This is a genomic window from Picosynechococcus sp. NKBG15041c (assembly GCF_055380235.1).
On sequence record NZ_AP040363.1, the window covers coordinates 2,086,465 to 2,104,120 of the forward strand.

At 49.6% G+C, this 17,656-nt stretch carries 12 protein-coding genes; 5 read left to right on the top strand and 7 right to left on the bottom strand.

Annotation, left to right across the window (positions count from 1 at the left end):
* Nucleotides 1-16 precede the first annotated feature (16 nt).
* Together ACZ45B_RS10040 and ACZ45B_RS10045 are read right to left on the bottom strand one after the other, a co-directional pair.
* The gene (locus tag ACZ45B_RS10040) at nt 17-3,343 is read right to left on the bottom strand and encodes a PAS domain S-box protein (protein WP_081699675.1); all 3,327 of its coding nucleotides are present in this window, start codon (nt 3,341-3,343) and stop codon (nt 17-19) included.
* Between the two features lie 109 nt (nt 3,344-3,452).
* A protein-coding gene (locus ACZ45B_RS10045) for an IS630 family transposase (protein ID WP_236612557.1) occupies nt 3,453-4,410 on the bottom strand; the annotation gives its coding sequence in 2 pieces (ribosomal slippage) (nt 3,453-4,065 and nt 4,064-4,410; 960 coding nt in all).
* A gap of 451 nt (nt 4,411-4,861) precedes the next feature.
* On the opposite strand from ACZ45B_RS10045, the gene ACZ45B_RS10050 reads away from it, so the two are divergent.
* Nucleotides 4,862-6,130, top strand: a complete 1,269-nt coding sequence (locus ACZ45B_RS10050) for an HlyD family secretion protein (protein WP_148293432.1) — start codon at nt 4,862-4,864, stop codon at nt 6,128-6,130.
* A 14-nt stretch (nt 6,131-6,144) separates the two neighbouring features.
* On the opposite strand, the gene ACZ45B_RS10055 is transcribed toward ACZ45B_RS10050, so the two are convergent.
* Nucleotides 6,145-7,269 carry a glycoside hydrolase family 5 protein gene (locus ACZ45B_RS10055; RefSeq protein ID WP_158505991.1) on the bottom strand — a complete coding sequence of 375 codons (1,125 nt, stop codon included), beginning with the start codon at nt 7,267-7,269 and terminating at the stop codon, nt 6,145-6,147.
* A 362-nt stretch (nt 7,270-7,631) separates the two neighbouring features.
* Here ACZ45B_RS10055 and ACZ45B_RS10060 point away from each other — a divergent pair, with 362 nt between their 5' ends.
* On the top strand, nt 7,632-9,833 hold the full coding sequence (locus ACZ45B_RS10060) for a glycosyltransferase (RefSeq protein WP_024546211.1): 2,202 nt from the start codon (nt 7,632-7,634) through the stop codon (nt 9,831-9,833).
* 1 nt (nt 9,834) lies between these two features.
* On the opposite strand, the gene proA is transcribed toward ACZ45B_RS10060, so the two are convergent.
* The 3 genes from proA to ACZ45B_RS10075 all read right to left on the bottom strand — a co-directional run bounded on the left by proA (nt 9,835) and on the right by ACZ45B_RS10075 (nt 12,016).
* Nucleotides 9,835-11,145 (bottom strand): glutamate-5-semialdehyde dehydrogenase, encoded by a 1,311-nt coding sequence (gene proA / locus ACZ45B_RS10065; RefSeq protein ID WP_255326079.1) that lies wholly within the window; start codon nt 11,143-11,145, stop codon nt 9,835-9,837.
* Between the two features lie 117 nt (nt 11,146-11,262).
* Nucleotides 11,263-11,598 (bottom strand): carbon dioxide-concentrating mechanism protein CcmK, encoded by a 336-nt coding sequence (locus ACZ45B_RS10070; RefSeq protein ID WP_024546209.1) that lies wholly within the window; start codon nt 11,596-11,598, stop codon nt 11,263-11,265.
* Nucleotides 11,599-11,707: 109 nt separating this feature from the next.
* Nucleotides 11,708-12,016 (bottom strand): carbon dioxide-concentrating mechanism protein CcmK, encoded by a 309-nt coding sequence (locus ACZ45B_RS10075; RefSeq protein ID WP_024546208.1) that lies wholly within the window; start codon nt 12,014-12,016, stop codon nt 11,708-11,710.
* 112 nt (nt 12,017-12,128) lie between these two features.
* On the opposite strand from ACZ45B_RS10075, the gene ACZ45B_RS10080 reads away from it, so the two are divergent.
* The 3 genes from ACZ45B_RS10080 to ACZ45B_RS10090 all read left to right on the top strand — a co-directional run bounded on the left by ACZ45B_RS10080 (nt 12,129) and on the right by ACZ45B_RS10090 (nt 16,631).
* On the top strand, nt 12,129-12,884 hold the full coding sequence (locus tag ACZ45B_RS10080; protein WP_464674865.1) for a hypothetical protein: 756 nt from the start codon (nt 12,129-12,131) through the stop codon (nt 12,882-12,884).
* 88 nt (nt 12,885-12,972) lie between these two features.
* On the top strand, nt 12,973-15,279 hold the full coding sequence (locus ACZ45B_RS10085; RefSeq protein WP_024546206.1) for a heavy metal translocating P-type ATPase: 2,307 nt from the start codon (nt 12,973-12,975) through the stop codon (nt 15,277-15,279).
* Nucleotides 15,280-15,434: 155 nt separating this feature from the next.
* Entirely contained in the window at nt 15,435-16,631 is a 1,197-nt protein-coding gene (locus ACZ45B_RS10090; RefSeq protein WP_464674866.1) for a serine hydrolase domain-containing protein, read from the top strand.
* Between the two features lie 210 nt (nt 16,632-16,841).
* Here ACZ45B_RS10090 and ACZ45B_RS10095 read toward each other — a convergent pair whose 3' ends face one another.
* Nucleotides 16,842-17,567, bottom strand: a complete 726-nt coding sequence (locus ACZ45B_RS10095; protein ID WP_024546204.1) for a hypothetical protein — start codon at nt 17,565-17,567, stop codon at nt 16,842-16,844.
* Nucleotides 17,568-17,656: the final 89 nt, after the last annotated feature.

The window sequence follows — 17,656 nt, forward strand, 5'->3', positions numbered from 1 at the left end:
ATAGCAGTAAGGAACTCTAGGCTTGTCCCCATGCGGCAGTTCTGGCGGGTAAATCAATGGTGAAACAACTCCCCACACCAAGCTCGCTGGTAACGCTGACTTGACCACCATGGGCCACTACAATTTGTTTGACAAGAGCCAGTCCCAAGCCAGTGCCTTCATGTTGACGAGTGAGGGCGCTATCAAGTTGCACAAAAGGTTCAAAGAGGCGATCAAAATGTTCCTTCGCAATGCCGATCCCCGTATCTTCTACCATGAGTCGCAGGCAGGCCAGGTTTTCTCCTAAGAGCTTAGGGGAGGCAGGAAGATAGCAGATCCGAAGCCAGACTTGTCCCCCTGCCGCTGTAAACTTCACGGCATTTCCTAAAAGATTAATCAACGCCTGACGAATTCGACGCTCATCTAGATAAAACAGCGGCAAATCAGGCGGGCAGTCGAATTGGAGCTGGATATGCTTTTTCTGGGCTTGGGATTTGAGAAAAATGAGGCTCGATTGGCAGAGCTGCTCGATCGCCACCGCCTGGGTCTCAAGGTCTAATTGTCCGGCTTCAATGGTGGCGAGGTCTAAAATTTCATTGATCAATTCCAGCAAATGGGTGCCACTTTGGTCGATGGTTGTCAAAGCCTGGACTTGCTTGGGGGTGATGGCCCCATAAATTTCCTCCTGGAGAATTTCCACCGTACCGAGAATGGCATTGAGGGGAGTGCGCAGTTCATGGCTCATCATCGCAAGAAATTCATCTTTAAGACGGGTGGCCCGTAGGAGTTCGGCATTGGTGCGCTCCAGTTGAATTTCGGCGGCCTTGCGATCGCTAATATCTTCGAGAATGCCTTCAACGGCGATCAGTCTACCAGACCCATCATAAACACCATGTTGAGAAACATTCACTGTGCGTTGGGTGCCATTGGGATGGATAAAACGCATCTCAAACTGCTGTGAGAAAGAATCCCCTTCCAATAGTCGTCGCACATGTTGGCCAGCTTTTTCGATATCTGCGGGGAGCCAATTGGTAGAATCCATCCAGGGTTTATTGAGAATTGAATCCAGGGTTTGTCCAAAAATGTTCATCACGCCACCCGTGGCATAGGTAATGATGCCGCTTGGGCCACTGTGGCTAAAGATAACGAATTGCTCCCCGATATCATCGACGAGCCGTTGATATTTAGCGCGGCTTTCTCGGAGTTGGGCTTCGACCAATTTACGTTCGGTGATGTCCTGGGCAGAACCGATGGTTTGTTTCACACGACCTGCGGCATCTCGACTAAATACGGAATGTCTGCTGTAGAGCCAGCGCCACTGGCCTTGTCGATTCTGGAGGCGGTATTCATATTCATAGACCACATCGTCTTCGGCCTGGGCCAAACGCCTGTATTCAGCGGGTAACTTTTTAAAGTCATCGGGGTGCATCAAGTCCGCAAAAAAGTGATTCTCCATTGCTTGAATTTCAGCGGGGCTATACCCAAGAATGCTGCCAATTTCGCGGTTGACATAAATATTGCGCTGTTCTTGGAGATCGTAGATATAGAGGACATTCGGGGAGGCATCCGCCAGTTGCTGAAGAAAGCGCTGGCTTTTCTGGAGAGCCAGTTCTGCGGCTTGGCGATCAGAAATGTCTTGGAAAACAACCATCGCATATTTAACGCTGCCGTCTAGGTTATAGATCGGGACCCCTGCTACTTCAAGGGGGACATTGCCCTGGTCGAGGTGGAGTTCTAGATTATTGACCTGGCTGACCTCCCCTTGGAGGGCACGGATCAGGGGCAGTTGCTCCTGGGGATAAAGCTGGTCTGTACCGAGAATGTAGGCTTGGTAAAATTCGGTTAAATCTCCGGTGTGGTCATAGTGCTGGATATCTTTGCCCGTTAGGGCGATCGCCTTGCGATTGAGATATTGAACTTTGAGCTGCTGGTCGACGATGAGAATGCCTAGGGGCACTGCTTCAAGGAATTGTTGGAGCTGGTGATTTTGACTTTCTAAGTGGGCGAGAGTTGCCTGTCTTTCCTGTTGGGAATCCTGCATCGCCTGCACCATTTGCTGGAAGGACCGCATGAGCTGATCCAGTTCTCGAACGCCCCCTAGGGAGTGAGCAATGGCGGGCCATTCTCCGGCCTGTAGTTTCTGGCTGGCTTGATTGAGCTTAATGATCGGTCGTGCGAGCCAGCGGGCGGTCATGATGCCAACACCGATGGCGATCAAGAGCGTTATCCCTGATAAAACGAGGGTATGGATCCGATTGGCATGGATGCGGCCCATAAAGTCGGATTCGGGGACGGTCACCACCAGTAGCCAATCTAAGCCGTAGTTATCGCGGTAGTTTTCAACCCGCACAAATAAAGTTTCACCATCAACTCGGAGGCGCAGCTCTGTGGGTTCGGTGAGGGCGATCGCCTGATCTGTGTCAGAGGTTAACTGGGAGGCGATCGCCTGTAACCAGGGATCCGCACTGTTGATCGCCATGAGTGGCTCCGGGAAATCCTGATAATTCCGCCGAAAAGGTTCCATTTCTGTAGAAGTGGCGATTATATTCCCAGACCGCTCGAGAATATAGGCTCTACCTTTCGGAGAAAGTGCCAACTGCTGCAAAAAAGTGCTGATATCCGACAACGTTACATTGCTATGGAGAATACCAAGAAAATTTTGGTTTTCGTCATACACTAGTCTACCCGCATCAATCATCAACGACGGAATCACATAGGCCACGAAGGGGCGAGTCCAGATCTGCCCAGGGGCGATCGCTAATTCTTCATACCAGACCGTGTTCAGGGTATCGATCGCAAAAGAATAAATCTTTTGGGTGGCGCGTCCCCGTGAATCAACAAGAAAATAGTCCCGGTTAGCGCCACTACTGGGCACTTCCGCTAGATGAATTGTGCCGATGGGCAGCCGTTTACCCACCAGAGGTTCTGCCAAAGTCACTACTTCTTCGCTCATAAATCGGCCATAGCCAATCTCGCGACCCTGATTATCCGTAAACCGGATTGTTGGCAGGGTAGGTAACAATTGCATTTGCTCCCAGAAAAACTGACGGAGCTGCTCTAGATTTTTTGGATCAAGGCGACCATCTTGGATCGCCTCGTAGCCAGTGGCGATCGCCCGTTGTTGGAGCTGCAGTTGATCGTCTAAATGTTCATGAATATTTTGGCTGATTTGAATATGCAGGTGTTCAGCCAAATGCTCCACATCCTGTTTGCCGCTGCGGTAGGAAAAATAACTAACCAATCCCACCGAAATCACTAACTGACAAACAAACGGCAGCACCAATACCCAACTCAGGGGGAGGCGGCAATTGAGGGGCGACAATTTTAACAATGCAAAAATTTCCCCGGCTCCAGAGGTTCTCACCCTCTAATCTAATCGGGAATTTAACTAGACAACCGCCCCCTGCAAAAAATTTTGATCCGCCACGGGGGCGCCAAAGCAGAAACTCTGGCGATCGCCTCTACAGCGTTTTCTATTCTTCTGAGGTACAGTAACAGCAATGGGTGAACCACCCTCTGATATCTTCAGGTGTCACCCTTGCAAATCCTTCATCAATCGCCTCTGATAGCTCCTCATAGCTGCCCACTGTTCTGCGCTTCATGATGTTTTTGACCTTTGACCAACAGTTCTCAATGGGAGAAAAATCTGGTGAGTAGGGCGGTAAGTAGATAAGTTTTGCTCCCACTGCCTCAATGGACTCTCTCACCATCTCTCCCAGATGAATCGAACAGTTATCCATCATCACACAGGCCCCTGCCCATAACTGCGGCACCAATTTCTGGTAAATGAACGCCTCAAAAGTTACCCTATCTGTCGCTCCGATTAAGCTGCTGTGGGCGATTATCCCCTGCAAGCCCAATGCTCCTACCAGTGAGACATTTTTTCCTTTTTTGCTTGGCTTACTACTGTAGGCCCGCTTCCCCTTCTCTGCCCTTGCTCTTGTTGTTCTCATTGCGAGATTAATGCCTGATTCATCGATGAATATCAGGTCTTGGGCCAAAATCTGCCTTACTTTCTCCCAAAACTCGACTCTGGCCTGTTGCACTCTGTCTGTCGCCTTGACGTCAGGATAAAAGGTTTTTTTTAAGGCTAAAATTCATCTGCTTCAATGTCTTATGCATGGTGGTGATGCTTACCCGGATGCCAATCTCGGCTTCTAGTTGTGCACATAGTTGGGCCAGAGTCGCATCATTGTTGGCTTTCACCAAAGCGGCCAGAACCTTTCGGTGTTCTTCATTGAGTTTAGGGGGAATCTGCCCCCGACGAAATTGTGGACGGATAGACCCAGTATCACGTCGTTGTTTGAGGAGTTTTTGGACAAAACTAGTAGCGACACCGAACTGCTTGGCGAGACCACGTTGGGAGATATCCCCCCGGTCATAGGCATCAACAATTTTCTGTCTGAGGTCTATGGAGTAGGCTTTAGGCAATGGTTGTTCTTGTTTAATCTGATTTACTCACACACATGACATTGTACCTCGACCATCACAAAAATGCTGTATGCCTCTGGAGTTTGTGCAAGAAAATATTTGAGAAGTATTAAAAACTATTGACTTATCCCTTCGGTTTTCTGAATTGGGGAACTTTTACCAAGGATTTCCCAGAGAACACCCCAGAATTGGCAGACTAAGTTTTTTTAAATATCTTGACCTCTACGCATATCCGCGAGAACTTCGCAGGAATTGTAGAGATAAAGTCGCCCATCCGAGTTAGCTAAAGAAAATAAAAGTTCAATGACAGATTATTTAGCTACTGGTAAGACCCTTAGAAAACTTGGGTATCTTGAAATCCAAATATCTTCAATTTTTTCTATTAGATCCCCCAGCCAAAGCCAGCCTCTTATTTAGGAAAAACCCGACTTGCCACCTTGGAGACCATGACATGACCTCAGGACAATTTCCGGAAGACACCGCTCAAAATCCAAAAAAAACAGCCAAGCGGCGTCCTTCCCGGCAAAATATTTTTAAGTTTCTAAGGCTAGGCTTTCTATGCAGCGTCTGTGCGGTGCTCGCCTGGATACTTTGGAATAGATCCCAAGCTTTTACCAGTCGCCAGGCCGTGGTCAACGGTACCGTGATTACTGTCTACACTCCCCTTGAAGGTAAGCTTGCCCTGAATCCTTTAGAACCTGGTTTACTCGTAGAAGCGGGTGCGGAGGTAGGGAGAGTCGAAAACCCCCTCAATCCCCAGTTGGTCGTTGATCAACAAACCATCATCAGCCAGATGAAAACCATTGAGAGCCAAATTCAGAGTTTAGATCAGCGTATAGCTGGCCGTCAGACGTTGCTGAATCAATTTCAAGCAGAGCGGGGACAACAAAGTGGTTTGCAGCGACAATATCAAGCGGAACGAGTAGCCCAGTTAGAGAAAGAATTAGACGCGTCTAAGTCAGCCGCCCGCGCCGCTCGCCTAGAGGCAGAACGCTACCAATTTTTATACGACAATGGTGGCATCACCCTCAGTTTGGTCGATCAAGTCAAGGCGACCGCAGAACAAGCTGAAGCTGCGGTGCAACGACAGGAGGCGGCCTTGGCTCAAACACGTACGGAACAGCGCGCTAGTGCCCAAGGTTTACAGCTAGAAGGGTCAAGGGTGTTTAGTTATCCAGAAATTCGGGTGAGAGAGTTGATCCAAGAACTAGATGATCTCCGGCAGCAACAGGAAGAATTGCGAGTAAGCCTTGTGGCCAAGCAGGAGGAGCTTGTGAAAATTTCGGAACAACTCAACCTCGCCCAATCGACTCCCATCACTGTGCCCCTGACGGGGGCGATTTGGTCTCTTAATAAATCTAGTACCCAAGTACCAGAGCACATTAATGCGGGCGATCCCCTTTTTCAGATCCTAGATTGTAATAATTTGTGGGTCGATGCCTTTGTCGCGGAACAACAGTTGGATTTTATTACCGTTGGCGATCGCGTTGATATCCGCTTTTTGGGTAAGCGCGATCGCACCCGATACACTGGCTATGTGAATGATATTCGTTCTGGTATTGGCCGTTCTAATCCTGGGGATGACGTGGCTGTCCCCCCAGCAGAAATGGTTCGTCGAGAATTGGACATTAGAATTCGTTTAGAAGGTTTGAGTATTCCTCCTTCTGAGTTTTGCGGGGTGGGACGCAGCGTGGAAGTAACCTTTCAGAAGCCGGAGTAAACAAAAACTATCAGCTAAAATGCGGCCTTTGTTAGGCCGAGGGCTTGAACAACAATGGGGTCTAGCTGTCGTTCTTTGTCGGCATTGAGGACGAGGGCAAATCCCCCAGCATAGTCCCACATTGTCCAACCGATCTGTTGATTCTCTAGGGTTTGGCGGACATCCCGTAGCCACTGGGCGCGGTCGAGGGCGTCCACGTAATATTTAAAGACGCCAAATTCGTTGCAAATAACCTTTACATTATGCTGCTTGGCCCAGGCTGCAACCTGCTGTATTTTTGTTTCGATTTTGCCGCGATGCCACCGTTGATCGCCGTATTCTCTGAGGGCGTAGCGGGCGTCTTCATCGGCGACCTGAGGGAGCAGCTTGGCGATCGCCTGGGGATGTGATGGATAGGGTACACCCCGCAAGTGAAACCAAGCAGGATAAGCCCAGTCCGCTCCCTGATGTGTAAAAACACTGGGGTCATAGAAATGGAAGTTATAGACAATGTTGTGGTCGGCTAAGGGCTCTAGGGCCACCAAATCAGCAACAGCAGACCAGTTATCCCCCGTGGCGATCAGCGTATGGTCTGGGGCGGCTGAGCGTACTTGCTCGATTAACCGCTGTTGAATGGCGGCCCAATGCTCAGACTGGTGAATTTCTGGTTCATTGAGAATTTCTAAAAAGAGCCAGTCTGGATCGTAATGGGACAAGTGGCGGGCAAAAGTATGCCAAAATTGCCCAAAAGTATCGACAAACTGATCTCCAGTGCGGAGTGCCTCTTTGAATTCGGGGTCGGGGTGGAGATCCACAATGACAGCTAGGTGATGGGCCAAAATTAAGGCGATCGCCTCATCTAGGGAGGCCAATGCCTCGGGCAACAGTTTATCTGGTTGATCCATATCAAACAGGAACTCAGGATTAACTGGCAGACGCACATGATCCAAGGCGATCGCCTGCAGTAACTCTAAATCTCTTGTTGTAATGTAGTGGCGAAAATGCTCAGGACTAGAACCATGCCGTTCATCAACCTGGGCAAACCAATGACTAAGGTTAACGCCCCGTTGCATTCTTTCGAGACGAATGGGAGAAACCGCTGACGGCGAACCGAAAAAGTTGGGGAAGCCCCAACTTTTATCGTCACCTCCCCAAGCCATTAAAATTACCCCTGACAGAAGAATTAAAGCGATGGTGCGGAAGACTTTTTTAATTTGACTGAAACGATGAATAACAACTTTATAAACTGTTTGAAACCTTAAAAATACTTCAAAAACATTTAACATCCCAATTAGCCCAGTAACTTTTCCGAAGCAATATCTTTGAAGCAAGATAGACTTGCCCCCAGTCTAGGGAACTTTAAAATTTGATAACAGAACGATTGTCCCCATAGTTTGCCCAATTCAGTATTGTTTATCTTTGAAAAGAGATCTCGCGCTAAATTTAGTGCCTTGATAGTAACCGGCCTTGACTAATCTAAGCCTTAGGTTCTCCATATGGACAAAAGTGCCTACAAATTTTCATGACTTTACAGCAATCTAACCAGCCCCCTAAATCTGCTTCTCCCCCAGAAAAGCCAGCCAGAAGTTTTCTTGACAACATTGAATTACTGCTCTTGTTTGCGATCGCCCTGGGGGGAGCCATGTGGCTTTGGCCTCAGATCAGATATTGGGACATGTACCCCCGCCTTGTCTCTTGGTGGTATCAGGCTGGCACTTGGTTTAACCCCTCTAGTGCCGATCGCTTTGTATTATTGCTGCCGACCTTTGGTTGGCTCATTGTCTTGGGGGTGATGCGAGAAGTCTTTTCTAAACCCAATACCTGGACTCGTTCCTTTGCTTCCTTTTCACTCGTAATTCTGGGAGCTCGCTATGAATTGTGGCGTTTTTTTGAAACCCTCAATTTGGATGATCCCCTCAATGGCACCCTGAGTGTGCTGCTGTTTGTGATGGAATTGGTCACTTTTTTCAACACGGCTGCATTTCTACTGAATACGATTTTGACCATTGATCGCAGTCCAGAGGCCGATCGCCTTTCCCAGGCAGTCATCGCCAAAACCTATCAACCGACCGTAGATGTGCTCATTCCCACCTACAATGAGCCCGCCGATATTCTGCGGCGTACTGTGATTGGTTGTCAGGCGATGGACTATGACCACAAGCAGATTTATCTGTTAGATGATATGCGCCGACCACATATTCGTGCCTTAGCAGAAGAATTAGGCTGTCATTACTTTGATCGCCCTGATAATAATCATGCAAAAGCTGGCAACATCAACCATGCCCTAGGGAAGATTAACGGGGATTTAATCGTGGTTTTTGATGCGGACTTTATTCCCACAACCAATTTTTTGACCCGCACTGTCGGCTTTTTTCAGGATGAAAAGGTGGCGATGGTCCAAACCCCCCAGAATTTTTATAACGAAGATCCGGTCAGTGTGAACCTAGGGCTGCAGTCGGTCTTAACGAACGAGCAAACCTTATTTTTCCGTTATATTCAACCCAGCCGCGATGTGACAAACTCTGTGATCTGCTGTGGGACTTGTTTTGTGATTCGGCGATCGGCCCTCGATGAAATTGGCGGCATTCCTACTGAGAGTATTACTGAAGATTTTTTTACTTCTTTACATCTCCAAGGTCGGGGCTATCGCATCAAATATCTCAATGAAGCTGTTTCTGCTGGCATGTCACCGGAAACGATTGGAGACTATATTAGTCAACGGCTCCGATGGGGCCAGGGCACAATTCAGACGCTTTTTTGTAAAACAAATATTTTTTCTTTACCTGGACTCAATCCGGTTCAGCGCCTATCGCATAGCCTAGGGCTTTTGTACTGGTTTTTGGCGCTGCCTCGTCTGTGTTTTCTTTTGATGCCATTGGCGTATTTGTTGTTTGAGCTTGCGCCTCTACGGGCCACAGTAGAGGGAATTTTAGCTTTTTATGTTCCCTACTATTTCAGTAATATCTTGGTTTTTTCTTGGCTGACAGGGGGGAGGCGATCGAGCTTTTGGTCTGATGTCTATGAAACTCTACTTTGTTTTCCTATGACTTTGACCATTTTTCGGACTCTCTGGAAACCTTTTGGCAAAGGGTTTAAGGTGACGCCCAAAGGAGTTTCAGGGAGCCAGCTCAATGTTAATTGGCAACTGGTCTGGCCCCCTTTGGTGATTATGTTTTTATGTATTTTTGGGATTACGTTACGTTTAACGGGCCTGAGCTGGAGCACGGTTAATCCTGATAGCTTGATGGTCAATATTTTTTGGACATTTTATAATCTGGGGCTGCTTTATATTTGTATTTTTGTGGCGGTAGATGTACCCCAACGAGCGCATCCTCGTTTTAATTTACGTTACCCCTGTGAGCTGCGATCGCCTGAAGGAACTTGGACAGGGGAGAGTTTAGATCTGTCAGAAGGGGGGGCGGCCCTACGTCTCCAGCGCGACCCAGCCAGCGCACCTTTACCCCAGAGCGCAGAACTGTGGCTAGAAGCCCTCGATCAGTCGCTGCCAGTGGAGCTACGCTGGCAAAAACCGACAAAGGACAAACAATGGCTGGTGGTCGGCATCCACTTCCAAAGTCTGTCCCTGGCAGATCAACGGCGATTAATCCCGCTGCTTTATTGCCGCCCTGATCAGTGGCAAGAAAATTTTGTGGAAGAACATGTCACTGCTTGGGCTTTCTTAAAATCGATTTTCCGGATGTATGCGATCGCCGAAACCCGTTAATTTAAATCAAATCTCGGTGAGTAAAAGATTTGGCGTCGGGGCCGCTGTAGGTGGCCGCAATTTGACCATGACCAACAAGCTGATATTTATAGGTCACGAGCCCTTCTAGACCAACGGGGCCACGGGGCGGTAGGGTTTGGGTACTGATCCCCACCTCGGCCCCAAAGCCATAGCGGAACCCATCGGCAAAGCGGGTTGAACAGTTATGGTAAACCCCGGCGGCATTGACTTCATTGAGAAACTGTTGGGCCGTCGCCGTATCCTCTGTGATAATCCCATCGGTGTGCTTAGAGCCGTAGGTATTGATGTGGGCGATCGCCGCTGCGACATCCGGCACAACTTTAATCGCTAGGACCAAATCACTGTACTCTGTGCGCCAATCCTCCGCCGTCGCTGGCTGTACAGGGATAATCTTTTGGGTCGCTTCATCGCCGATCACGGTCACTTGTTTCGCGGTGAGGGCCGCCGCGATCTGAGGCAGAAATTCCGGAGCAATTTTTTCGTGGACCAACAGCGTTTCTACCGCGTTACAGGCAGCTGGATATTGGGTTTTTGCATCGACAACAATCGGAATGGTTTTGCTTAAATCGGCGGCGACATCGATGTACAAATGACAAATCCCATCCGCATGGCCCAGCACCGGAATATTGGTATTTTGTTGCACATACTGAACAAAGGCATTGGAACCCCGGGGGATGATCAGATCCACATATTGATCGAGGGACAGGAGGGTTTTAATTTCTTCGCGAGTGGTCAGAAGAGTAACGGCTTGGGGAGAAACCGCCGTATCTTGGAGAGCTGTTTGGATCACCTCTGTCAAAACGGTGCAGGACTGGAGCGCTTCTTTGCCCCCTTTGAGAATCACCCCATTACCCGACTTAATCGCCAGGCTCGTGATCTGGATCAGGGCTTCCGGGCGGGCTTCAAAAATAATCCCCAACACCCCCAGGGGACAGGTCACTCGTTTCAGCACTAAACCGTCATCTAGTTCTCGGTGGATCTGGAGATGGCCCACCGGATCGGGGAGATTAATCAGATCATAAATGCCGGCGATCGCCCCCTGCAATTTACTCTCCCCTAACTTGAGGCGAGCATAGAGAGCCGGGGCGATCCCATCCCGCTCAGCCGCTGCACAATCAGCCTGGTTGGCCGCGACGATTCTCGCTTGGTTGGCCGTGAGAGCCTCAGCAACTTTTACTAAAGCATCATTCCGCTGGGTCAAAGTTAATGTCGCTAACTTTTGGGCCGCTGCCCGGGTTTGTTTCGCCAATTCGATTAAATTTGCCATGGTTCCCTCTCGATTCTGACCAATCACTAATGTCTAATTACTCTTAACTGCAACGCCTGTTTCCATTCTGACCGCGCAAATGAAAAAAGCCCATAAAAATAGGCTTTTGGGAAATTTATAAATGATTTGCGAGGAATAAATCTAAGCGCGGGTTCCTTCAACGGCGGCCCGGTAGGGTTCGACCTCTTCGCTGTAGTCGATGGGCAGCACCGCACAGACGTTGGGATGGGGACGGGGAATGATCACCCAAGATTCCAAAACCCCACCATGGGCTTTCTCGACGGCTTCAATGCCTGCGGCCATGGCGGTTTTGACTTCTGAAACGTCACCACGAATATTGACATTAAACCGGGCGCTACCAACACGAATGTAGCCCACCAGGGTTACACGACCGGCTTTAACCATCGCATCTGCAGCGGCAAGTACTCCGGGAAAGCCTTTTGTTTCAAGTGATCCAACCGCAGATTGAGCGGGCATAGGGGGTCTCCTTTATCGTAACGATTAGTAAAACTTATTTATTTAGGGTTCTCTATCCAAGCACATATTATTCTCTAAAATTGGCCAAAACACCAAAGTTTTTCAGGGGTTAGGACCGAAATTCTAGGGAAGCTTGGCTATATTCCAGGGGGAGAATCCCAACAACATTGTCGGGGGGATTCGGCACGGTATAGTGACTCATCACTTCGCCACCAAAGGTTTCTTCTGCAGCCCGGAGGCCTGCTTCCATTGCCGGACGTACTTCTGAGGTTCGGCCACGAATGACAACGATAAAGTTCCCTTTTTCGGCTTTATCAAAAAAAACAATGGTGACACGGCCGGCTTTGACCATGGCATCGGCGGCGGCAAGGACGGCAGGAAAACCTAGAGTTTCGATAACTCCTACGGCTTCTTGCATAGTTTCGACTCCTGAGGGCGAGGGATAGGGCTATATTCTCCCACATTGGTTCCCTTCTGCTGTAGGAAAATTTCTGATGGATGGTATTGGTAATCCTGGGCAAAGGGAGGGTGTGATTATTTTGATAAATCCTGTTGATGAATTTCCCGCCGCAATTCTGGGTTATCCCATGGCAACGGCCCTGGAAGTTGAAAAAAGGCGATCGCATTTGCATTCTTGGGGGATTACGAGCCTGTGGGCGGTGGGGCCAAAAAATCTGGGGGGCTTTCCAGTGCTCGGTTTAGGTTATGTGGGGGTTGTGGTGTTGGTACCTTGGCAAGGGAAATCCTGCGCCCTCAAAATTCGCCGCCTAGACAGTAATCACCAGAGCTTGATCCCAGAAATGCAGCACCTCCAAAAAGCGAATCAATCAGGAATTGGGCCACGCCTGCTCAAGGGTTCTGCGGACTTCCTCCTGATGGAATATGTGGCTGGGCGATCGCTTTTGTCTTGGCTGCAAGATCACCAAGGAGCATTCCAGCACAAGGCGCGGCAGGCTGTGGTGAAAAATATTTTGACCCAGGCTTTTGCCCTTGATCAGGTGGGCCTCGACCGAGGAGATATGGGCTGTCTCACCCAAGATGTCATCGTCGATGATCGGCAGCGACCGGTCTTGCTGGACTTTAGCGGTGCGAGTCTCAACCGTCGTCCCCAAAATCTCACCAGTGCTCTTCAGGGACTGTTCTGGGGGAGTATCTTGGCAGAATATGTGGCCCCGGACTTTCCTCAGGGAAGCCAGACGATCCTACGGCCCCACCTGCGCCGCTATAAACAGCAGCCCACTGAGCTAAACTTTCAAGCGATTATGGCGGCTCTATTGTCAGGGTAATTGTGTCATCCTCCTAAACAATTGGCGATCGCCTCAAAAATATTTGCCATACTCAGGAAAGTAGCCCGTTGCAGTTGAGGCCCACGCTATGCTTTCGAGTCCCCCCCGCGCCGAATCTCCTTCCCCCCCAAAAAACCTAGTCACGACCACCTTCGATGTGCAGGGGATGCGCTGTGCTGGGTGCGTCAAAGCGGTGGAACGACAGCTCTTACAACAGCCGGGGGTCAGTACAGCGGTGGTGAATCTGATCACGGAGGTGGCCGTCGTCACCTATGAGGTCGCAAAAATTCAACCGGAGGCGATCGCCCAACAGTTATCCCAAACGGGTTTCCCCAGCCAACCCCGCCAAGCAGCAACAGAAACCTTTAATCAATACCAAGAAAAACGAAACCAGTCCCAGCGGGAACAATATTGGCGTTTGGGGGCAGCAATTATCTTACTCCTGGCGTCGAGCTTGGGGCATATCCACCACTTGACGGGCCTAAAAATCCCCTTGCTGCACCTGATGGGTATTCATTGGGGGATGGCGACTTTAGCCCTGTTTATTCCGGGGCTGCCAATTCTCCGAGACGGCTGGCTGGGACTGATCAAAGGCCATGCCAATATGAATACCCTGGTGGGCCTAGGAACCCTAAGTGCCTACATCACCAGCTGTGTAGCTTGGTTGCTGCCCCAGTTGGGTTGGGATTGTTTTTTTGATGAGCCAGTAATGTTGCTAGGGTTTATCTTCCTCGGTCGCACCCTCGAAGGCAATGCCAGACTCAAGGCGATCGCCGCCCTCGAAGCACTCCTCGCCCTCCAACCCCAAAAGGCCCGTCTAATGGGCCGAGAACATAAGGGGGAAACTGAAGAAATCACCATTCCCGTGGCCCAGGTGCAGATTGGTGAATGGGTGCGCGTCCTGCCCGGGGAAAAAATTCCTGTCGATGGGGTGATTATTCGCGGCGAAACCACCGTTGATGAGGCGATGTTAACGGGGGAAGCCCTGCCCCAGACCAGAACTCTGGCAGATGCGGTGAAAGCCGGCACCCTAAATCAACTGGGCGTGATTATTGTCCAGGCGAGTCAAACGGCCGAAAATACCCTGCTTGCCCAAATTATCCGCACTGTGGAAGAGGCCCAAACCCGCAAAGCCCCCGTACAAAAAATGGCGGATACGGTGGCCGGATATTTTGCCTATGGCGTCATGGCGATCGCCGCCCTCACTTTTCTATTTTGGGAATTTGTGGGGACGCGTCTCTGGCTGACGCCAGGGGAAACAAACCCAGAAATTCTCAGTTTAAAATTGGCGATCGCTGTGCTGGTGATTGCCTGCCCCTGTGCTCTGGGGTTGGCGACCCCCACCGCCCTTTTAGTCGGGACAGGCCTGGGGGCAGAACAGGGGATCATCATCAAAGGGGGCGATATTCTCGAGCGCTTAAACCAATTGACCACCGTCGTTTTTGATAAAACGGGCACACTCACCCAGGGGAAACCCCAGATTGTGGAGGTCGTTTGCTTCGCCCCGTGGCAAGAGGCTCCCCTGTTGCAATTAGCCGCAAGTTTAGAGCAGCGCACGACCCATCCCTACGGCAGGGCTTTTATGGCGATCGCCCAACAGCAAGCCTTAGTATTATTAGAGCCGGATCAGGTAGAAACCTGCTTGGGCAAAGGCATTGCGGGTTTGGTCAATGGCCACCAACTGCACATTGGCAGTCCAGCCTGGTTCACTGCGTCCCAAATTTCCATCCCAAAAACGGCCCAAAGCACCCTTGGAGCTTGGGCGAATGCAGGCCAGACGCCCATTGTGATCGCGATCAATCAGCAGGTGGCAGGTCTGGTGGCGATCGCGGATCCCATTCGTGCCGACGCGGCGGCTCTGATCGAAAATCTCAAAGCCCGAAATCTCGACGTGATTCTCTTGAGCGGCGACCAAGAATCCGTAGTGCAAAAGTTAGCGAGTACCCTCCAGCTTAACCAGGCCCATGGCGGCTTGTCCCCCACAGAAAAAGCAGCATTCCTTCAGGATCTCCAGGAAAATCGCCAGGTCGTCGCCATGGTTGGCGATGGCATTAATGACGCCCCGGCCCTTGCCACCGCCGATGTGGGCATTTCTCTCCAAAGTAGTACTGATATTGCACTGGCTACCGCCGATATTGTCTTGATGGGCGATCGCCTATGGGATTTTGACCAAACTTTAACCCTGGGCCGCGCCACTGTTAAAGTGATTCACCAAAACCTCATCTGGGCCTGTGGCTATAACCTCGTCGCTATTCCCCTTGCGGCCGGAATGTTGTTGCCTCAATATAATTTCAGCCTCAGCCCTGCCAGTGCCGCTGGCTTGATGGCGATGAGTTCTGTGCTGGTTGTCACCAATTCCCTGACTCTTAAAAAATCTTTCCAAACCCAGCAGTAAATATCAAAACAAACCGCAAATAATTTCTTCAATCACTGCTGTTTTTATCAAAAAATAGCAGACAACATCTATATCAATATTTCTAAACTGATTGCATTGCTTTTTGAATCTCTCTTCATAATGAACGGGACACGAGGACAAATGTAGCAATCATTATGATTAGATTAATGGCTTTGGTAGCTTTAGGAATGACAGGTTCTTTTACTTTTCCGACGCTTGCCCGAGCTCTCCCCGACCAAGAAATTAACCAATTCTTAGAAAATCACTATACCCAATACCGTGATTTAGAATATTTTTCTGCGATTCAACTCTCGGTTAAGGTAGGTGATGCCGAAACAGAAACCTATGTTATTGGCCAAGAAAGTCACGACCCTAATAGTGACCTGATTACTCCCGAAAGTCTGTTCCAGATTGGCAGCATCACAAAATCATTTACGGCGGCTTTGCTATTAAAAAATCAGCGGGATCATACTATCGATCTAGATGTTGATTTTACGCAATATTTACCTGAGTACTCCCATTGGTCTGGGGTGACAACGACGCAGCTTTTGAATATGACCTCTGGTTTGCCCAATTATTCAGATAGTCCGACGGTGAATTACTGGTTTGCCCAAGACCTCGAACAAGCTTGGACAAAAGAGCAGCTGCTTGACTTAGTCTATCCTCAATCGACGGCTCCCAAACCACCCCTCAGAACTGGCTATGATTACACGAATACGGGCTATTTGCTGAGTGCTCTGATTTTAGAAACCGTTACGGAGCAATCTTTTGCGGACCTGATCACAGAACAGATTTTGCAGCCCTATCAACTGACTAATACTTTTTACCCGGTGCCTGATCTAGGCGATCGCCCCCGACAACGCCTCGTCAGGGGCTACAATTTCAATCCCTACACTAATCCAGAATTGGTGGGCCAAGACATTACCCGCAATAACCTTGCCTGGGCCGGAGCCGCGGGAGCGTTGATTTCTAATACCGAGGATATTATTCGCTGGGTCAGCACGCTATTTATTGAAGATAATCTGCTGTCCGCTGCAGAAAAAGCCGCCATGCAGCAAATTGTTTCTCTCCAGACAGGGGAGGCGATCGCCCAAACGACGGGAACGGATCCCTATGGTTTTGGTCTGGGGATTATCCAAGGGCACGATGAGCGCTGGGGGAATTATTGGTTTTACCAAGGAGAAACCTTAGGTTATCGCTCATTTTATGTTTATTTTCCCTGCAATCAAGTGATCATTTCGGCCCTGTTTAACAGCGCTGTGGACGGACAGAACAGCCATGCCCGCAGTTTAATTCAGGACATTTATGGAGCTGTGTTAGCAGAGTCTCCAGCCTTAGTGTGCCGGACTTGATTTTTGATCAAAATCCCATTCTAAGAGCCAATTTCATGGAGGTTTACCATGACAGATTTTGATAAATTTAATGACGGACTCTTGGGATGCCTACCTAAATAATCCACAAAAAGCCTCCCGTGACTTAAATGCCGGTTGCGATTTCCTGGGCACTTTAAGGTTTGGGAGGCGATGTTAAAAAATATGATTTTTGGGGTCGGCTTTTAAGGGTTAGCGCACAGTAAACGCGTAGCGATCTTGGACAACATAGCCACCATCAGGCCAGTTGTAATAGACCCGTACTTCGTAATTACCAGGGGTTAAACCATTAAATTGCCGGGAGCCAGACCGTTGACCCTCGGTGTAGAACCATTCGTTGTAGCTGTCATCGGGGGCACTGCTCGGAACAATGGTGATCCAGTCCCCAGAGTTACCCGGCAAATTAGCGTAGTTCACCAAAATTGATTCACTGGCTTGGTAGATCGTTTTATTGGTGGAAATATGGCGGCTGGCGGGTGTTTGGGTCTGTGTTTGGGTACCAACGGTGAAACGATAGCGATCTTGAACCACATAACCGCCATCGGGCCAATTGTGGTAGACCCGCACCTCATAACTGCCTGGGGCCAGTCCGTTAAATTGGCGGGAGCCAGAGCGTTGGCCTTCGGTATAAAACCATTCTTCGTAGGTATCGTCGGGGGCATTGGCCGGTACGATTGTGATCCAGTCTCCAGAATTTCCCGGTAGATTGGCATAATTTACCAAAATCGCCTCGTTAGGGGCATAGACTGCTTTTTGGGTGGCAACCTGTTTTCCTGCTGGTACTTGACTCAATAGGAGAGCCTGACCGTTGGGGGCTGTGGTCGGGAAGGAAAAACTGGACTGGGCGATCGCCCCTTCAACACAAAAGCCCATCAAGAGCGGGAGACAGGCCAAGAGAGAACGGAAAGGCATTTTCATAGGAATGTGTCGCAAGGAAAATAGGTGATGATCGGCCGATAATTTCAGGATGAAATCCAGCGTCACAGAGATTTAGTGGCGCGGCCCAA

Bases quoted from the DNA above. Each gene is read 5' to 3' on its own strand.
- ACZ45B_RS10050 (WP_148293432.1), top strand. From the start codon at position 4,862: ATGACCTCAGGACAATTTCCGGAAGACACCGCTCAAAATCCAAAAAAA.
- ACZ45B_RS10055 (WP_158505991.1), bottom strand. From the start codon at position 7,269: ATGGCTTGGGGAGGTGACGATAAAAGTTGGGGCTTCCCCAACTTTTTC.
- ACZ45B_RS10060 (WP_024546211.1), top strand. From the start codon at position 7,632: ATGACTTTACAGCAATCTAACCAGCCCCCTAAATCTGCTTCTCCCCCA.
- ACZ45B_RS10070 (WP_024546209.1), bottom strand. From the start codon at position 11,598: ATGCCCGCTCAATCTGCGGTTGGATCACTTGAAACAAAAGGCTTTCCC.
- ACZ45B_RS10075 (WP_024546208.1), bottom strand. From the start codon at position 12,016: ATGCAAGAAGCCGTAGGAGTTATCGAAACTCTAGGTTTTCCTGCCGTC.
- ACZ45B_RS10085 (WP_024546206.1), top strand. From the start codon at position 12,973: ATGCTTTCGAGTCCCCCCCGCGCCGAATCTCCTTCCCCCCCAAAAAAC.
- ACZ45B_RS10090 (WP_464674866.1), top strand. From the start codon at position 15,435: ATGATTAGATTAATGGCTTTGGTAGCTTTAGGAATGACAGGTTCTTTT.
- ACZ45B_RS10095 (WP_024546204.1), bottom strand. From the start codon at position 17,567: ATGAAAATGCCTTTCCGTTCTCTCTTGGCCTGTCTCCCGCTCTTGATG.